The organism is Mesorhizobium sp. WSM3879 (genome assembly GCF_002294915.1).
Lineage (GTDB): Bacteria > Pseudomonadota > Alphaproteobacteria > Rhizobiales > Rhizobiaceae > Mesorhizobium.
Genome location: NZ_NSFZ01000004.1, coordinates 123,500 through 139,137, shown reverse-complemented (window position 1 = coordinate 139,137; position 15,638 = coordinate 123,500). Strand labels below are relative to the sequence as shown.

Here is a 15,638-nt window from a genome sequence, read left to right as displayed (position 1 = left end):
TTGTGCTCCTCTCATTTGCTTGTCCGTTGTGGACAATGAGGGGAGCGGGCGAAGGTTCCAGATTTTCGGCTGCCCTGCTACGGCCTCTTGGCGATCCGATCGAACGCCATCAGCCTTTCCAGCAATGTGGGAAGATTCTTCAAGGGCACCATGTTGGGGCCGTCGGAGGGGGCGTTGTCCGGATCCTGGTGGGTTTCGATGAACACGCCGGCAACGCCGATCGCCACGGCGGCGCGCGCGAGGGTCTCGACGAAGCGTCGTTCGCCACCGGTCGAGCCGCCCTGCCCGCCCGGCTGCTGCACGGAATGGGTGGCGTCGAAGATCACCGGCGCGCCGATCTCGGCCATGATCGGCAGCGCTCGCATGTCCGACACCAGTGTGTTGTAGCCGAAGGAGGCGCCGCGCTCGGTGACCAGCACATTGGCGTTGCCGGAACCGGTGACCTTGGCGACGACATTCCTCATGTCCCATGGCGCCAGGAACTGACCCTTCTTGACGTTCACCACCTTGCCGGTGCGCGCCGCCGCAATCAGCAGATCCGTCTGCCGGCTGAGAAAGGCCGGTATCTGCAGCACATCCACATGCGGCGCGACCGATGCGCATTGCTCCTCGGTGTGGACGTCGGTCAGCACCGGCAGTCCGAACTCCTTGCGCAGATCTTCGAAGATCGGCATCGCCGCCTCGAGCCCAGCGCCGCGCGCGCCGCCGAGCGAGGTTCGGTTGGCCTTGTCGTAGCTCGTCTTGTACACAAGCCCGATACCAAGCCTTGTGGTCAGTTCCTTCAGCGCGCCGGCCATGTCGAAGGCATGCTGGCGCGACTCGAGTTGACAGGGGCCTGCGATCAGCGACAAGGGCGCATTGTTGGCGAAAACGACCTTGCCGACGCTTACCGCGGCACTGGGCGCAAGGGGCTCGCTCATGGGATCTCCCGAAAGATGAAGGCCGCGCCCTGACCGGGTGCCGGCGGGACGACGACATCGTCGCCGCTCATGTTGTGCTCTATGGCGTTTGCCGCAAGTAGCTGAGTGGCTGCGGCGACGCTGCGAACCGCAAAGATGACAGCCGCAAATCGCATGTCCGAAGGCTGCCCTGCCGAAGCACCGCACCGTGCGGCAAAAGCGTCGGGCGTCAGAACGGTCAGGGTCGCGTTTGGCAGGTCAGTCCTGTCGCCGTCGCTCGCGTCCTGGCCGGCAGCGATCGATATCAGTCCCCTGTGGCTCGAAGGCGCGTCACTCACCGCCACGATCTCAACGATGCCGGTCACGCCATTGGCATGTGCCTGCAGTGCGGTGCGGTCGATCTGCGGCGCGTTGATCCGCTGGCAGGCGAACAGGAATGCGTCCGGTGCTTTTCTATCGGCCGCGAATGCCAGTTTGAACGATGCCGTGTCGCTTTTGCCCGTGGTGTCGGTGAAGGCGCGCGAAAAGCTCAACATGCTGCCTGCCGACAGCCCCGCTTCGACATAGCGCGCGTGGTCGGCATCTGCATCGGCGGTCCCGAAGACGACCGCGGAGAAGCCCTCGTCGCCAAGCCTGCTGCGGTAAAGGCGGTCGCGCGCGACGAAGACGTTGCCTTCGCCCATCGCCCGATCGGCCGTTCTGTCATCGCCGACGGCCAGCGGTTCCAGATAGGTGCCGTCGGCGAAGAAGACACAAGCGTTCACGGTCCCGAAAGGATGGACGCCGGTCGGTGCGACGACGAAGCCGAGCGACGAGAGGCGCTGCCCTGCAATGTCGAGGCTCTGCGTGGGCAGAACGAGATGGTCGAGCGGATGGGGCGAAGTTTTCGTCATGCCGGCGCGGTGTGCCCCATTGCGGAAATCGGTTCAAGGCCTGGCGTCCAAGGCGAGCGGACGGCGCGGCTCAGGCGGCGGCCACGACGTCGGCCGAATAACGCAGCTCGCGCAACGGTTTAACCCTGCCGGTCGTCTCCGCATAGATCGGATGCGCCCGGTAGGCCGCGAGCGCTGCCTCGTCCTCGAATTCGGCATAGACGACCACGTCGATCGCGTTTGAGAACAGATCGACCTTGGTATTGAGCGTCACCTCGAAGTGTTTCGAATGTGGAATCTTGCCCAGTTCCTGAAGACCTGACCGGACGGCCTCCACATCCTCCTTGCGCCGCACGCTGAAGAAAACGATGTGCCGGATCAACCCAGCCTCCTTGATCGACGGATGAACGCGTTTTGTGGGAGCAAGGCCGTCGCGTCAACCGGCAACGATGTCGCGCCCGCTGTTCGAGCGGCAGCGTCGGGGCCTCAGGCAGCGCCGGTGACGTAACGCACGATGCGCGACATCTCCCTGACGGTCGCGTCGAGATATTGGCCCTGGTTGTAGAGGCCGTCCCAGATCAGGAAGAACGTGATGGCGACGATAACGATCACATAACGCATGGCTAAAGCTAGCGTATGTCCTCAAACCGAACCAGAGCGCCTTCACGGCAATCGTTCCAATTCACCGCTTTGTAATCGACGCACCTTTCCGGCGTCATGGGACCCATCCAGGCCTACCTGGAGAGCTGCGGTGCGAGCACAAATGTCTCATGCGAACGTGATGCAACCGCGATCGGACATCCGGCATTTTTCCGGCTGTCCGGCGCCGTCACTGCATCCTCGGGCGAGCGCCGAGCGTCGTTCGCAACAGGAGGCTTCCTTGAACCGCACCGTAACCGTCGCCGTGCTGCTGCTTGCCGTGATCTCGGCAAGTGCGGCTGACGCAAAAGTATCCTTGCCCACGGTCACCAATGACCCGCTGGGCGCGCTGACTGCCCCGACGCTGACACCGGGGGCCAGCGACCTTGTCAACAACACGCCGACATCGACCATCCAGGAGATTCGCCACCCGAGAGGAATGGCGCCGCTGACCGTGCCCAGCGATCCGCTCGGCACGTCGATCCAGCCGGCCTTCCCCGGGCCGCTCACCACGCCCGCGACCACCCCTTCGCCTTAGCCAAATCAGGCCGGCCCGGCCGCGCAACATCAAAGGGCAATGCGGTATTTGGCAAACCCCGCCTCACCCTCGCCCGCCGGCTCGATCTTCAGCGACTTCACCTGACCGATGAAATCCTTGGCCCTGGGTCCGGTCTCGAAGACAACGCTGGTTCCAGGCAGCGGCGCGAACGACCAGTTGTCGTCCGCCGACGGATTGATCGTGCCCTCGCTGATGACGTAGCGCACGATCACGTCGCGGTTGGTGTCCGGCGCCTCGTAGATGATCTTTGAAGCATTGATATCGGGGAAATTGCCGCCGCCGCCAGCGCGGTAGTTGTTGGTGGCAACCACGAATTTCGCTGCCGGATCGAGCGGCTTGCCGGCGAATTTAAGATCGACGATGCGGCTGGAGCCGGCATTGGCGACGGCGCCCTTGGTATCGTATTTCGGCGGCTGCGACAGGTCGATCTTGTAGGTGATGCCATCGATGACGTCGAAATTGTAGGAGGGGAAATCGGTGTTGATCAGCGGCTGATCCGCCTTCCCGGGCTCGATCCTGTTGAAGATGCCGGCCGACATCTCCAGCCATTCCTTGACTTGCGAGCCGGTGATTTCGACCGCGCGCACGGTGTTCGGATAAAGATAGAGATCGGCGACGTTCTTGATGGCGATATCGCCGACAGGGACGTCGGTATAGTAGTCGGCGCCGTTGCGGCCGCCTGCCTTGAACGGTGCCGCCGCAGAGAGGAGCGGCACGTCCTTCCACTCTGTGCTCTTCAAAATATCCTTGAGATACCAGCTCTGCGCCTGATTGACGATCTGCACCGATGGATCGTCGGCGACCAAAGCGAAATAGGAATAGAGCGGCGCGGACGTCTTGCCGACGGGGCGGCGGACATAGGCGAGCGTCGCCTCGTGATCCTGCTCGAGCGCCGCGATGATGCGCTTGTCGTCGCCGACCGTAGCCTTGTCCTTGCTGTCGACCCGCTCATAGATCGGCCGCGCCTCGGAGGTGGCCGAGACGACGCGCCATTTCGAGCCGTCGCGCTCAAGAAGCAGGTCGATCAGGCCCATATGCGAGCCCCAGAAGCCGCCCATCACCGCCGGCTTGCCCTGCAGAGTGCCTTTTTCGGTGTCGACGCCTTCCAGCGCCTGGAAATCCTTCTTGCCGGGGAAGACGAGATGCTGGTGCCCGGTGAAGACCGCGTCGATGCCTTCGACGCCGGCGACGAAGAAGGAGGCGTTCTCCATCATTTCGCCCTGCTTGATATCGATGCCGGAATGCGAAAGCGCAATGACGATGTCGGCGCCCTCCTCGCGGATTTGCGGTACCCAGGCCTTGGCCGCCTGGACAATGTCGCGGGTCTGGACGTTGCCTTCCAGGTTTTTCAGGTCCCAGACCATGATCTGCGGCGGCACGAAACCGATGACCCCGATCTTGATCGGTTGCTCAGCGCCGGAACCGTCCTTGATCTTCTTGTCGAGGATGACATAGGGCTTGAGGTAGAGCTTGTCGTCGCGCGGGTTCGTGGCGAGCGTCGTGCCCCGGATCAGGTTGGCGCACACGAAGGGGAAATTGGCGCCGGCCAACACCTTGTCCATGAAGGACAGGCCGTAGTTGAATTCGTGGTTGCCGAGCGTCGAGCATTCATAGCCGAGCAGGTTCATGCCCTTCATGATCGGATGCAGGTCGCCGTCCTTCATGCCCTTTTCATAGGCGATGTAGTCGCCCATCGGATTGCCCTGCAACAGGTCGCCATTGTCGATCAGCATCGCATTGGTGGCTTGCTTGCGCACCCCGTCGATCAGCGAGGCCGTGCGCGACAGGCCCATCGTGTCGTTCGCTTTGTCGGCGTAATAATCATAAGGCAGCAAATTCACATGGATGTCGGTCGTCTCCATGATCCTCAGATGCGCCTGATTGGCTGCGGCACGGGCGGAGAACGGATGCAGCATGATCAGCGCTCCGCTGGCGGCGGCTCCGGCCAGGAATTCGCGGCGGGAGACGGGCAAAAGTGACATTGTTTCCTCCTCTTAGACAACGCGACATGCCCTGCCCCCCAATCGGAACATGCCGTCGAAGGCATTTCGAGTCCATGTCTGTTGGATGCCTGTTGATCACGACACGGTGACGCGTCGATGAAAAGCAATCAGCTCTTGTCGTCGTCACCCTGAGTGATCAGGCGCGCGCTGCGCTGCCCGGTAAAATATATCCACAGCCAACTGAGCGACACCGCGAGCCGATTGCGAAAATCGATCAGGAAATAAATGTGCGCTATCCCCCAGAGCCACCATGCGAGCCAGCCGGTGAGCTTGATCCAGCCGAAATCGATGGCGGCCGCGCGTTTGCCGATCGTCGCCAGGTCGCCGGCATGCTTGTAGCGGAAAGGGCGTGGCGTTGCGTCGCCATCGAGTCTCGCTTTGATCGTCGCCGCAACATGCCTGCCCTCCTGCTTGGCGGACGGCGCCACGCCCGGTACCGGCTTGCCGTCCGGTCGCAGCAGATGCGCCGTATCGCCGATAACGAATATGTCGGGGCTGCCCGGCACGGTGAGATCGGGCTCGACCAGCACCCTGCCCGCCCGGTCGGCGGGCGCTCCCAGCCATTCCGCCGCAGGCGAAGCGGCGACGCCGGCTGCCCATAAAATCGTCTTTGCCGGCAGGTAGGTATCGCCAAAGACGACGCCCTCGGCATCCAACTGCGTGACGGCACGACCAAGCTCGACCGTCACGCCAAGCCGCTCCAGCGCTTTTTGAGCATAGGCCGAGAGCTCCGGTGCGAAATTGGCGAGCACAAGGTCACCGGCTTCGATCAGCACAACGCGCGCCTGCCGCGTGTCGATATTGCGGAATTCGCCGCGCAGCGTGTCCTGCGCAAGCTCTGCAATGGTGCCGGCAAGCTCCACGCCGGTCGGTCCGCCGCCAACGATGACCAGCGTCAGCAATGCCTGGCGCCTGGCGGGATCGGTCTCGCGCTCGGCCTGCTCGAAGGCGAGCAGGATGCGGCGCCGGATGGTGGTGGCATCTTCCAGCGTCTTCAGCCCGGGCGCGAATGGCTCCCATTCGTCATGGCCGAAATAGGCGTGGCGCGCGCCGGTGGCGAGCACCAGCGTGTCGTAGCTGACTGCGCTCCCGTCATCGAGCAGCACGCGTTTGCCTGCGCGGTCAACACCGATGACCGTACCCAGAAGCGTCGTGACATCCTTGCGCTTGCGTAAAAGATGACGGATCGGCCAGGCGATCTCGGAAGTCGCCAGCGCGGTGGTCGCCACCTGGTAGAGCAGCGGCTGGAACAAGTGGTGATTGCGCTTATCGATCATGGTGATGCGCACCGGTGCGCCAGCCAGCGCGCGGGTAAGTTCGAGACCGCCGAACCCGGCGCCGACGATCACGACATGATGCTTGGCTTCGTCCATTTTCAGCCACCTCGCCCAAAGCAACCCGATTGCTTAGATGTAAGCATTTTTGTGCACCGCAACAACGCCACCGCTGGCCATGTCACTGCCCGGGAGTCGTCGCCCGGTGTCGTGTACGCGCATGTCAGCCTCGGAACGCCGGGTATAGCGTGGAGCAGAACGATAGGAGTGGAGCATGTCTGACAAGCGCGATGACGACGGCCCGGCCCAATACGCCTCGCCGCCTTGTTTCATGCATGAGCTCGACCCGGGCTATCAGATGCCGCTGTCCGACTGGACTGATGTCCGGCGCTGGCGCAAGGCGGAGCGTGAGCGGCTGATCGGGGCGCGGCTTGCGGTTTCCGCCGATGCACGCGCGGCAATGTCACAGCGGATTGGCGAGGGCCTCGATACGCTGGTCGGCAACGTTGCCGGCCTTATGGTCAGCCTCTACTGGCCGTTCCGCGGCGAGCCGGACCTGCGCGGCTTTATGGCGTCGATCAATGCGCGCGGCGGCCGCACCGCGCTGCCCGTCGTCATCGAGAAGGGCCAGCCTTTGGTGTTCCGCGCCTACGCGCCGGGCGACCGGCTGGAGAAAGGCGTCTGGAACATCCCGATCCCGGCCGAGGGTGATCCTGTCCTGCCCGATATCGTGATCTCGCCTGTGGTCGGCATCGATCCCAGCAACTACCGGCTGGGCTATGGCGGCGGTTTCTACGATCGTACGCTCGCCGCCATGCCGTTCAGGCCGCTGGTGATCGGCGTCGGCTACGAATTGCAGCGCATTCCCACCATCTATCCGCAGCGGCACGACATCCCGATGACCAAGGTGGTAACCGAGGCGACCGGAGCCTAAGGCAGTTCCACGAAAAGTGTGTAGCGGTTTCCGTCCGCAATTGCGCAAAGCAAAGAGATTGAGCGGTTCGGGTTCCGGTGGAACGCTGAAACGCTCTGACCTCAGCTAAGCCATTTCCGGCCTCAACCCCACCGCTGTCCTGTCGACGATCTCGCGCAGGGCGAAGGATGAGTTGATCTTCGTCACATGCGGCATCGCCGACAGCCATTCCTTGTGGATGCGCTCATAGTCGGCAAGGTCCTTGGCCGCTATACGCAGGATATAGTCGTATTCGCCCGACATCAGATGGCAGGAAAGCACGTTCGGGCAGCGTTTGATCGCCGCTTCGAAATCGGACAGCGTCTTCTCGAACTGCCCCGACAGCGATATATGCACGATCGCCGTCATCTGATGGCCGAGCGCGGCATTCGACAGCCGCGCGTGATAGCCGCGGATGGTTCCGGATTTCTCCAGATTGTCCAGGCGCCTGGAGCAGGCCGACTGTGACAGCCCAACCTTTTCGGCAAGCGCTGCATTGGGGATCCGGCCATCCTTCTGCAAGGTCTCCAGAATGGCGATATCAATCCTATCGAGCGGCATTTTTCGGGATTCCTGCGAATAATCCGGCATTTTGCGCAACGATTATCGAAGACCGGACGCTGCCGCAAGTGCATTCGCAAACACATACGGAACGATTCATGCTTCACTGCGTCTCATGCATGTCGCCCAACTGCGCGGCGGTTTTGGGATTGGCGGCATGCCCGGAAATGTCAGGGAGAGCGCCCTTTCAAGGGCCGGACAGGAGAAGAAGATGCGCGTCGGCTGCCCCAAGGAAATCAAGAACCATGAATACCGTGTCGGTCTGACGCCCGGCTCGGTTCGCGAATATGTCGCGCACGGCCACGAAGTGCTTGTCGAGGCCGGCGCCGGCGCCGGCATAGGCGCCGACGACAACGCCTATCGCGCCGCCGGCGCCACGATCGCCAAGACGGCCGCCGACGTGTTCGCCAAGTCGGACATGATCGTCAAGGTCAAGGAACCGCAGCCCAACGAATGGGTGCAGCTGCGCGACGGCCAGATCCTCTACACCTACCTCCACCTCGCCCCGGATCCGGAGCAGACCAAGGGCCTGCTCGCTTCGGGCGTCACGGCGATCGCCTATGAGACGGTCACCGACGACCGTGGCGGTCTTCCCCTGCTCGCACCGATGTCGGAAGTCGCCGGCCGCCTGTCGATCCAGGCCGGCGCGACCGCGCTGCAGAAGGCCAATGGCGGCCGCGGCGTGCTGCTCGGCGGCGTTCCCGGCGTTTTGCCAGGCAAGGTCACCGTGCTCGGCGGCGGCGTCGTCGGCCTGCACGCTGCCAAGATGGCTGCCGGCCTCGGCGCCGACGTCACCATCATCGACCGCTCGATCCCGCGCCTGCGCCAGCTCGACGACATTTTTGGCGGCCGTGTCCATACCCGCTACTCGACCGTCGAGGCGCTCGAAGACGAGTGCTTCTCGGCTGACATCGTCGTCGGCGCCGTGCTGATCCCGGGCGCTGCCGCACCCAAGCTGGTCACCCGCGAAATGCTCTCCGGCATGAAGAAGGGCTCGGTGCTCGTCGACGTCGCCATCGACCAGGGCGGCTGCTTCGAGACCTCGCACGCCACGACCCATGCCGACCCGACCTATGAGGTCGACGGCGTGATCCACTACTGCGTCGCCAACATGCCGGGCGCGGTTCCGGTCACCTCGGCACACGCGCTGAACAACGCCACCCTGCATCACGGCCTGCAGCTCGCCGACAAGGGCCTGAAGGCGCTGGTCGACGACCATCACCTGCGCAACGGCCTCAATGTCCACAAGGGCAAGATCACCAATCGTGCCGTCGCCGAAGCGCTGGGTTACGAGATGGTCGAACCGAAGGCGGTGCTGGCCGCCTGAAATTATTTGTCACGTAATTCCGGACGGTACCGCTGCTACAGACCTTTCCTGGAATTGCCCTCGATAAAAGCTTCCTTCTGTCGCCCGCCGGTTCTTCCGGCGGGCGTTTTTTATCGTGTTTCCAACCGGTCCTTTGCGCGAAGAGTCCGGGCAACAAAAAAGCGGAGCCAGAGCCCCGCTTCCTCGATGTTGCGATGTGCCGCCGGTCCATCCGCGGTCGGCCATCGATCAACGACTGCCCTTCTAGAGCGGCGGATTTTCATGTGAGTCCATAGCCTGCGGCAGTGAAGTAGTTTCTGCATTCTGTTAGGGAGAACAGATTGCAGATATCGCCGATGGCCTGCCACAGAGCGTCGATGGTTCTGATGGCCTTTGCGCGCAGATGCGCCTTGAGCTTGGCGAAGGCCATTTCGATCGGGTTGAGATCCGGACTGTAGGGCGGCAGGAAGAGCAGCCATGCGCCTCTTGCCCTGATGGCTGCCTCGGCGGCTGGACTCTTGTGGGCGGCGAGGTTGTCAAGGATGACGACATCGCCCCTTGCCAACGTCGGAGCGAGCTGCGTTTCGACGTAGGTCTCGAAGATGCGCCGGTTCATCGGCGCGTCGACGACGAAAGGGGCGGTAAGCCCATGGCAGCGCAGCCCGGCGATGAAGGTCTGCGTCTTCCAATGTCCAAACGGTGCCTTTGAGCGCAACCGCCGACCCTTCAGGCAGCGACCGCGCAAGCGCGTCATCTTCGTCGTGGTTCCGGTCTCGTCGATAAACACCAGCCGATGTGGCTCAAGCCGCATCCGCGGCTGGCGTTTGGCCCGCCACTCCTGGCGCGCCTTGCTGATGTCGGGTCGATCTTGCTCGCTGGCCCGCAGCGTTTTTTTTGAAGCGGTAGCCGTTCCTGATGAGCCAACGTGAGATCGAGGCGGGAGCGACTTGGACGCCTGCAGCAATAACCAGTTGGGCGGCAAGCTCCGGCATGGTGATGTCGTCCTTCTCGGCCACACAACCAAGCAGGAACGCACGATGCGGATCGAGCTTGGAATGGCGGCGGCCACCACTGGCTTTGGGCGCCAGGCTCTCGGTCTCTCGATAGTTCCTCATCAGGATAACGACGAACGAAACCGACACCTCAAAATGTGCCGCCGCCGCACGCCGAGAATGGCCCGCCTCGACAAACCGCACAACACGTTCACGCAAATCGAGCGAATAGGGCTTGGGCATGGCAAATCACCTCCACAAGGAAGTGAATCACAAACCTTACATCAGCGGAATCCTTCGCGATTCAATCTGATGGTCCGACGCTCTAGACCGCCGGCTCGGACCTGGAGGGCACGCGCCTCTGACCTCCTGGGAATCGGCCAAGATGCGCATTGCGCTCGTCCGTTTAACTCGTCGCATCCCCACGAAGGAGTTGGAGAACATAGCGCTTGGCGTGCTGTACCGCCGCCTCCAACGGCAGACCTTGAGCTAACGATGCGGCGATGGCGCTGGACAGCACGCAGCCGGTGCCACGCATCCCCCGATGGACGCGAGGCGCTTCGACCCGAACGGCGCGACGGTCCGGCTGCATGAGAACGTCATTCGCTTGATGTCCGTGCGCGTGCCCGCCCTTGACGAGCACGGCGGTCCGCACCGTCGCCAACAGGTCCTCGCCTTGAACGCACGCGCCTTCTTCGTCCTTCGCAGGTTCTGATCCCACAAACCTTGCGAGCTCAATCAGGTTGGGGGTCACGAGCCGGCAGAGCGGCATCAGATCACGGCGCAACACGTCGACGGCATCGTCCTGCAGCAACACGCGTCCCGAGGTCGAGCCAAGCACAGGGTCGAGGACCACCGGCACCTTCGGATGGGCCGCCAGGACAGAGCCGACCGCCTCAATGGCTGCCGCCGTCCCCAGCATGCCGATCTTGACGGCTGCGACCGGATTGGCAGCAAAGGCAGCGCGCATTTGGGCGGCGATAAGCTGCGGCGGCATCTGCTCGATGTGTTCGACGGCCGAGTGCGTCTGGACGGTCACGGCCGTGACGGCGAGGCAACTGCGCAGCCCAAAGGCGGATACGGTCTCGACGTCTCGGGCTGTTCCGGCGCCGCCACTTGAATCGCAGCCGGCGACGATCAGCACATGCGGCGTCAACGCCATTGGGCTGTCGCCGCCAGCCATTCAGCCGTCCGCGCCTCGGGGTGCGTGTTGCGGGTGATGTCGGTGACGACCGCCGCACTTTGGGCGCCGTGCGCGAAGACAGCGGCAACGCGCTCGACGGTGAGCCCGCCGATGGCCACAAGCGGAATATCGCCGACGCGCTGCTTCCAGGCGGCGATGCGGTCCAGCCCCTGCGGATCCCATTTCATCGCCTTGAGAATGGTCGGGTAGATCGGTCCGAGCGCGACATAGTCCGGCTCGGCTTGGAGCGCGGTTTCGAGTTCGGCGCCGTCGTGAGTGCTGAGGCCCAGCCTCACGCCCGCCCTGCGGATCGCCTTCACATCAGCCTCCGCCAGATCTTCCTGGCCGAGGTGAACGAAATCGCAATCTTCCTCGATCGCAAGACGCCAGTAGTCGTTGACGATCAACCGGCAGCCGTGGCGGTCACAGACTGCCTTCGAGGCGCGAATTTCTCGGCGCAGCGAAGCTTCGCCCTGGTCCTTGATGCGCAGCTGCACCAGCCTCACGCCGAGCGGCACCAGACGTTCGATCCAAGCGGCGGAATCGACGATCAGGTAAAACGGATCGAGCTTCATGAGAATGCTGCCATGCCGATGACGGGGGTGGAGGGAACGGCCATGTCGCGCGGCTCGAGCAGGCCGGCGCAATAGGCCTCGCGGCCGGCCTCGACCGCCTTGCCGAAGGCCGCGGCCATGGCAACGGGATCGCCGGCCCTGGCGACCGCGGTGTTGAGCAGCACTGCGTCGTAGCCGAGCTCCATCACGGCCGCGGCATGCGAGGGCCGGCCGATGCCGGCATCGACAATCAGCGGAATGCCGGGGAAATGGCCGCGCAGGCTTCGCAGCGCATCGGGGTTCTGCGGCCCGCGGGCGGAGCCGATCGGCGCGCACCAGGGCATCAGGAGCCTGCAGCCGGCGTCGAGCAGGCGCTCGGCAACGACGAGGTCGTCGGTGGTGTAGGGAAACACCTCGAAGCCTTCGGAGGCAAGGATCCTTGCGGCTTCGACCAATCCGAAGACGTCGGGCTGCAGCGTGTCGTGGTTGCCGATCACTTCCAGCTTGATCCAGTCAGTGCCGAACACCTCGCGCGCCATCCGCGCCGTCGTGACCGCTTCGCTCACCGAGTGGCAGCCGGCGGTGTTGGGCAGCACGCGAACGCCGAGCGACTGGACCAGCGACCAGAACTGGCCGCCGGCTTTGCCGCCCGATGTTTCGCGGCGGAGCGACACCGTGACGATCTCCGTGCCGGACGCTTTCACCGCCTCCGCCATGACGGCAGGCGAGGGGTAAAGCGCGGTGCCCAGCAGAAGGCGGGACGCGAGTTTCTGTCCATAGAACTCGAGCATGGGATCAGCCTCCCTTCATCGGCGAGAGGATTTCGATGCGGTCGCCATCGCTGAGCCGGCAGCGGTCGCGCTCCCCGGCCGGTACGACGTCACCGTTCAGCGCGGTGGCGAGCCAGCCGCCTTGGAAATCGAGTTCGCGGAGCAGCGCGGCAAGCGTTTCTGCTGCGACTTCATGAGCTTGGCCGTTAACGGTGAGCTTCAAGGGCAAACTCCTTTGCTCCAGGATCCCAGGATGAGGTCGGCTGCTCGCCGCGCCATGGCCGGCGCGAGCAGGAAGCCGTGGCGGTAGAGGCCGTTGATGCGAATATTCCCCCCGTCGCGCTCGACGCGAGGCAAGTTGTCGGTGAATGCGGGACGCACGCCAACACCGGTTTCGACCAGCTCGGCTTCGCCGAAGGCCGGATGCAACGCATAGGCAGCGCCGAGCAGTTCCATGGTCGAGCGCGCGGTGATCGGGCCTTCGGCATCGCACTCGATCATCGTCGCGCCGACCATGAACAGGTTGTCCGCGCGGGGCACGACATAGACGGAGACGCGCGGATGCAGCAGCCGCACCGGGCGGGCCAGCGAGATCTCGTGCGTTCGCAGGATCAGCATCTCGCCGCGTACGCCGCGCAGTTCCGGTCGCTTGTCACCGCTGCCGGTGCAGTCCACCTCAATATCCTGAGATGCGGGCGCCGAGCTGCGGCCGAACTCGACGCGCGCGCTCATCCCGCGCAGCTTGTCGCGCAGGGAAAGCAGCGCCTTGCGTGGGTCGAGATGCGCTTCCTCAGCGAAATACAACCCACGTCGAAACCGGCCGTCGAGGGCCGGCTCGAGTGCCGCGATTTGGCTGGCGTCCAACTGCCTGAAGCCGGACGTTCGGCGGCCGAACCGGTCGAGTTCGCCGGCATCGCGCGCAGACGCCAGCACCAGCGTGCCGCGGCGCGAGACATGGCCGGGCAAGGCCGCGTCCCACCAATCAACTGCGTCGCGTCCGAGCGTCAGCACGGTCTCTTCGGCGCTCTCGCGCTCGCACCAGGGCGCGAGCATGCCGCCGGCCTGCCAGGAGGCATTGCCGGCGATATCGAGGCGTTTCTCGACAAGGGTCACCTCGGCGCCGCGCGTTGCCAGCTCGTGCGCGAGCGTCAATCCGGCAACGCCAGCGCCGCGAACGAGCACCTTCATGGCGTGTCCGTGCGCTCGGAGGTGCTGTCGACCGGCATATAGAGATCGCCGCCGTCGCGGTACTTCGCTGCCATGGCCGCGAGCCCTTCCTTCTGCGCTTCCGCGCGGATGTCATGCGAGATCCGCATCGAGCAGAATTTGGGACCGCACATGGAGCAGAAATGCGCCACCTTGTGCGCCTCCTTCGGTAGGGTTTCGTCGTGGAAGGCGCGCGCCGTCTCCGGATCGAGCGACAGGTTGAACTGGTCCTCCCACCGGAACTCGAAGCGCGCCCTCGACAGCGCGTCGTCCCTGACCTGGGCGGCCGGATGGCCCTTGGCGAGGTCGGCGGCATGCGCGGCGATCTTGTAGGTGATGACGCCAGTCTTGACGTCGTCGCGGTCGGGCAGGCCGAGATGCTCCTTCGGCGTGACGTAGCAGAGCATCGACGTTCCGAACCAGCCGATCATCGCCGCGCCGATGCCCGATGTGATGTGGTCATAGCCCGGCGCGATGTCGGTGGTGAGCGGCCCGAGCGTGTAGAACGGCGCTTCGCCACAGACCGCGAGCTGCTTGTCCATGTTCTGCTTGATCTTGTGCATCGGCACGTGGCCGGGGCCCTCGATCATCACCTGGCAGTCCTTGGACCAGGCGATCTTGGTGAGCTCTCCGAGCGTTTCCAGCTCGGCGAACTGGGCCGCGTCATTGGCATCGGCGATCGAGCCGGGGCGAAGGCCGTCGCCGAGCGAGAACGCCACGTCAAAGGCCCGGGCGATGTCGCAGATCTCCTCGAAATGCTCGTAGAGAAAACTCTCCTTGTGGTGATGTAGGCACCACTTGGCCATGATCGAGCCGCCGCGCGACACGATGCCGGTGACGCGATCGACGGTGAGCGGGATATAGGGCAGGCGCACGCCGGCATGGATCGTGAAATAGTCCACGCCCTGCTCGGCCTGCTCGATGAGGGTGTCGCGGAACACCTCCCAGGTCAGTTCCTCGGCGACGCCGCCGACCTTCTCCAGCGCCTGGTAGATCGGCACCGTGCCGATCGGCACCGGCGAATTGCGCACGATCCATTCGCGGATGTTGTGGATGTTGCGTCCGGTCGAGAGGTCCATCACCGTGTCGGCGCCCCAGCGGATCGCCCACACCATCTTCTCGACCTCCTCGGCCATCGACGAGGTGACGGCGGAGTTGCCGATATTGGCGTTGATCTTGACCAGGAAATTGCGGCCGATGATCATCGGCTCGCTTTCCGGGTGGTTAATGTTGGACGGGATGATGGCGCGGCCGCGCGCCACCTCGTCGCGCACGAATTCCGGCGTGACGAAGTCAGGGATCGCGGCGCCGAAGCTTTGGCCATCGCGTTGAAGTTTCGAACGCAACTGCTCACGGCCGAGGTTCTCGCGGATGGCGACGAACTCCATCTCAGGCGTGATGATGCCGGCGCGCGCATAGGCGAGCTGTGTGACAGCGCGGCCGCCGGCCGCGCGCAACGGTCTGTTGCGAACCGGGAATTCCGGCGTCAGGCGATCGGCTGAGACGAAGCCGTTGTCTTCCGGCTTGATCGTGCGGCCCTCGTAGCGCCCCACGTCTCCGCGCGCCTCGATCCATGCCTCGCGCAGCCGTGGCAAGCCACGCTCGATGTCGGTTTTCACCGTGGCGTCCGTGTAGGGACCGGACGAGTCGTAGACAGTGACCGGCGGCTCGCCGGCGCTCGGGTGGACCGAGATCTCGCGCATCGGCACCCGCAGCTCCGGGTGAAGCTGACCGGGTTTGTGGACCTTCTTCGAAGCTGGGAGTTCGCCGACGGTGACGGTCGGGGTGTGGGCATTCATGAGTGAGCCTCCTTGCTCGAGTGCAACGGAGACCCAGTCCACGCGATGAGGAGGAAGTGACGCTTCGCT

At 63.9% G+C, this 15,638-nt stretch carries 17 protein-coding genes; 3 read left to right on the top strand and 14 right to left on the bottom strand.

The genetic code is table 11. The features are described from left to right. Positions 1 to 77: 77 nt before the first annotated feature. From kdsA to CK218_RS31380, 4 genes are all read right to left on the bottom strand, one after another. Entirely contained in the window at positions 78 to 920 is an 843-nt protein-coding gene (gene kdsA, locus CK218_RS10545) for a 3-deoxy-8-phosphooctulonate synthase (protein WP_095827662.1), read from the bottom strand. Beyond that, on the bottom strand, positions 917 to 1,792 hold the full coding sequence (locus tag CK218_RS10540; protein ID WP_095827661.1) for a VOC family protein: 876 nt from the start codon (positions 1,790 to 1,792) through the stop codon (positions 917 to 919). Before CK218_RS10540 ends, kdsA begins: the two co-directional genes overlap by 4 nt. Before the next feature lie 70 nt (positions 1,793 to 1,862). Continuing rightward, complete coding sequence (locus CK218_RS10535; protein ID WP_066989660.1) at positions 1,863 to 2,153, bottom strand: Dabb family protein; 291 nt, start codon at positions 2,151 to 2,153, stop codon at positions 1,863 to 1,865. Positions 2,154 to 2,257: 104 nt separating this feature from the next. Then, a complete protein-coding gene (locus CK218_RS31380) occupies positions 2,258 to 2,392 on the bottom strand; it encodes a hypothetical protein (RefSeq protein ID WP_259979787.1) in 135 nt (44 codons plus the stop codon). A gap of 259 nt (positions 2,393 to 2,651) precedes the next feature. Here CK218_RS31380 and CK218_RS10530 point away from each other — a divergent pair, with 259 nt between their 5' ends. After that, a complete protein-coding gene (locus CK218_RS10530) occupies positions 2,652 to 2,948 on the top strand; it encodes a hypothetical protein (protein ID WP_095827660.1) in 297 nt (98 codons plus the stop codon). Positions 2,949 to 2,977: 29 nt separating this feature from the next. On the opposite strand, the gene CK218_RS10525 is transcribed toward CK218_RS10530, so the two are convergent. Further along, positions 2,978 to 4,951, bottom strand: a complete 1,974-nt coding sequence (locus tag CK218_RS10525; protein ID WP_095827659.1) for a bifunctional 2',3'-cyclic-nucleotide 2'-phosphodiesterase/3'-nucleotidase — start codon at positions 4,949 to 4,951, stop codon at positions 2,978 to 2,980. Between the two features lie 128 nt (positions 4,952 to 5,079). After that, on the bottom strand, positions 5,080 to 6,345 hold the full coding sequence (locus CK218_RS10520) for an NAD(P)/FAD-dependent oxidoreductase (RefSeq protein WP_095827658.1): 1,266 nt from the start codon (positions 6,343 to 6,345) through the stop codon (positions 5,080 to 5,082). 175 nt (positions 6,346 to 6,520) lie between these two features. On the opposite strand from CK218_RS10520, the gene CK218_RS10515 reads away from it, so the two are divergent. Further along, positions 6,521 to 7,180 (top strand): 5-formyltetrahydrofolate cyclo-ligase, encoded by a 660-nt coding sequence (locus tag CK218_RS10515; protein WP_095827657.1) that lies wholly within the window; start codon positions 6,521 to 6,523, stop codon positions 7,178 to 7,180. A 105-nt stretch (positions 7,181 to 7,285) separates the two neighbouring features. Here the strand turns inward: CK218_RS10515 and CK218_RS10510 are convergent, their stop codons facing one another. Further along, the gene (locus CK218_RS10510) at positions 7,286 to 7,759 is read right to left on the bottom strand and encodes an Lrp/AsnC family transcriptional regulator (RefSeq protein ID WP_059188527.1); all 474 of its coding nucleotides are present in this window, start codon (positions 7,757 to 7,759) and stop codon (positions 7,286 to 7,288) included. A 211-nt stretch (positions 7,760 to 7,970) separates the two neighbouring features. Here CK218_RS10510 and ald point away from each other — a divergent pair, with 211 nt between their 5' ends. After that, complete coding sequence (ald, locus tag CK218_RS10505; RefSeq protein ID WP_067321621.1) at positions 7,971 to 9,086, top strand: alanine dehydrogenase; 1,116 nt, start codon at positions 7,971 to 7,973, stop codon at positions 9,084 to 9,086. 259 nt (positions 9,087 to 9,345) lie between these two features. Here the strand turns inward: ald and CK218_RS10500 are convergent. The 7 genes from CK218_RS10500 to thiC form a co-directional block, all read right to left on the bottom strand. Further along, positions 9,346 to 10,300 (bottom strand): IS630 family transposase gene (locus CK218_RS10500; RefSeq protein ID WP_095827656.1). Its coding sequence is split into 2 segments (ribosomal slippage): positions 9,346 to 9,960 and positions 9,962 to 10,300, totalling 954 coding nucleotides; the frame shifts between segments, so codons are not numbered across the junction. 163 nt (positions 10,301 to 10,463) lie between these two features. After that, the gene (locus CK218_RS10495) at positions 10,464 to 11,219 is read right to left on the bottom strand and encodes a hydroxymethylpyrimidine/phosphomethylpyrimidine kinase (RefSeq protein WP_095827655.1); all 756 of its coding nucleotides are present in this window, start codon (positions 11,217 to 11,219) and stop codon (positions 10,464 to 10,466) included. Continuing rightward, on the bottom strand, positions 11,210 to 11,815 hold the full coding sequence (locus CK218_RS10490; RefSeq protein ID WP_095827654.1) for a thiamine phosphate synthase: 606 nt from the start codon (positions 11,813 to 11,815) through the stop codon (positions 11,210 to 11,212). Before CK218_RS10490 ends, CK218_RS10495 begins: the two co-directional genes overlap by 10 nt. Continuing rightward, positions 11,812 to 12,585: a thiazole synthase gene (locus CK218_RS10485; protein ID WP_095827653.1), complete on the bottom strand. Its 774-nt coding sequence runs from the start codon at positions 12,583 to 12,585 to the stop codon at positions 11,812 to 11,814. Before CK218_RS10485 ends, CK218_RS10490 begins: the two co-directional genes overlap by 4 nt. A gap of 4 nt (positions 12,586 to 12,589) precedes the next feature. Beyond that, positions 12,590 to 12,787 carry a sulfur carrier protein ThiS gene (thiS, locus tag CK218_RS10480; protein WP_095827652.1) on the bottom strand — a complete coding sequence of 66 codons (198 nt, stop codon included), beginning with the start codon at positions 12,785 to 12,787 and terminating at the stop codon, positions 12,590 to 12,592. Then, positions 12,784 to 13,752: a glycine oxidase ThiO gene (gene thiO, locus CK218_RS10475; protein WP_095827651.1), complete on the bottom strand. Its 969-nt coding sequence runs from the start codon at positions 13,750 to 13,752 to the stop codon at positions 12,784 to 12,786. The genes thiS and thiO overlap by 4 nt, the downstream gene beginning before the upstream one ends. After that, on the bottom strand, positions 13,749 to 15,569 hold the full coding sequence (gene thiC, locus CK218_RS10470; protein WP_095827650.1) for a phosphomethylpyrimidine synthase ThiC: 1,821 nt from the start codon (positions 15,567 to 15,569) through the stop codon (positions 13,749 to 13,751). The genes thiO and thiC overlap by 4 nt, the downstream gene beginning before the upstream one ends. Positions 15,570 to 15,638: the final 69 nt, after the last annotated feature.

Coding starts and splice junctions, on each gene's coding strand:
- kdsA (WP_095827662.1), bottom strand. CDS start 920: ATGAGCGAGCCCCTTGCGCCCAGTGCCGCGGTAAGCGTCGGCAAGGTC.
- CK218_RS10540 (WP_095827661.1), bottom strand. CDS start 1,792: ATGACGAAAACTTCGCCCCATCCGCTCGACCATCTCGTTCTGCCCACG.
- CK218_RS31380 (WP_259979787.1), bottom strand. CDS start 2,392: ATGCGTTATGTGATCGTTATCGTCGCCATCACGTTCTTCCTGATCTGG.
- CK218_RS10525 (WP_095827659.1), bottom strand. CDS start 4,951: ATGTCACTTTTGCCCGTCTCCCGCCGCGAATTCCTGGCCGGAGCCGCC.
- CK218_RS10520 (WP_095827658.1), bottom strand. CDS start 6,345: ATGGACGAAGCCAAGCATCATGTCGTGATCGTCGGCGCCGGGTTCGGC.
- CK218_RS10515 (WP_095827657.1), top strand. CDS start 6,521: ATGTCTGACAAGCGCGATGACGACGGCCCGGCCCAATACGCCTCGCCG.
- CK218_RS10510 (WP_059188527.1), bottom strand. CDS start 7,759: ATGCCGCTCGATAGGATTGATATCGCCATTCTGGAGACCTTGCAGAAG.
- ald (WP_067321621.1), top strand. CDS start 7,971: ATGCGCGTCGGCTGCCCCAAGGAAATCAAGAACCATGAATACCGTGTC.
- CK218_RS10495 (WP_095827655.1), bottom strand. CDS start 11,219: ATGGCGTTGACGCCGCATGTGCTGATCGTCGCCGGCTGCGATTCAAGT.
- CK218_RS10490 (WP_095827654.1), bottom strand. CDS start 11,815: ATGAAGCTCGATCCGTTTTACCTGATCGTCGATTCCGCCGCTTGGATC.
- CK218_RS10485 (WP_095827653.1), bottom strand. CDS start 12,585: ATGCTCGAGTTCTATGGACAGAAACTCGCGTCCCGCCTTCTGCTGGGC.
- thiO (WP_095827651.1), bottom strand. CDS start 13,752: ATGAAGGTGCTCGTTCGCGGCGCTGGCGTTGCCGGATTGACGCTCGCG.
- thiC (WP_095827650.1), bottom strand. CDS start 15,569: ATGAATGCCCACACCCCGACCGTCACCGTCGGCGAACTCCCAGCTTCG.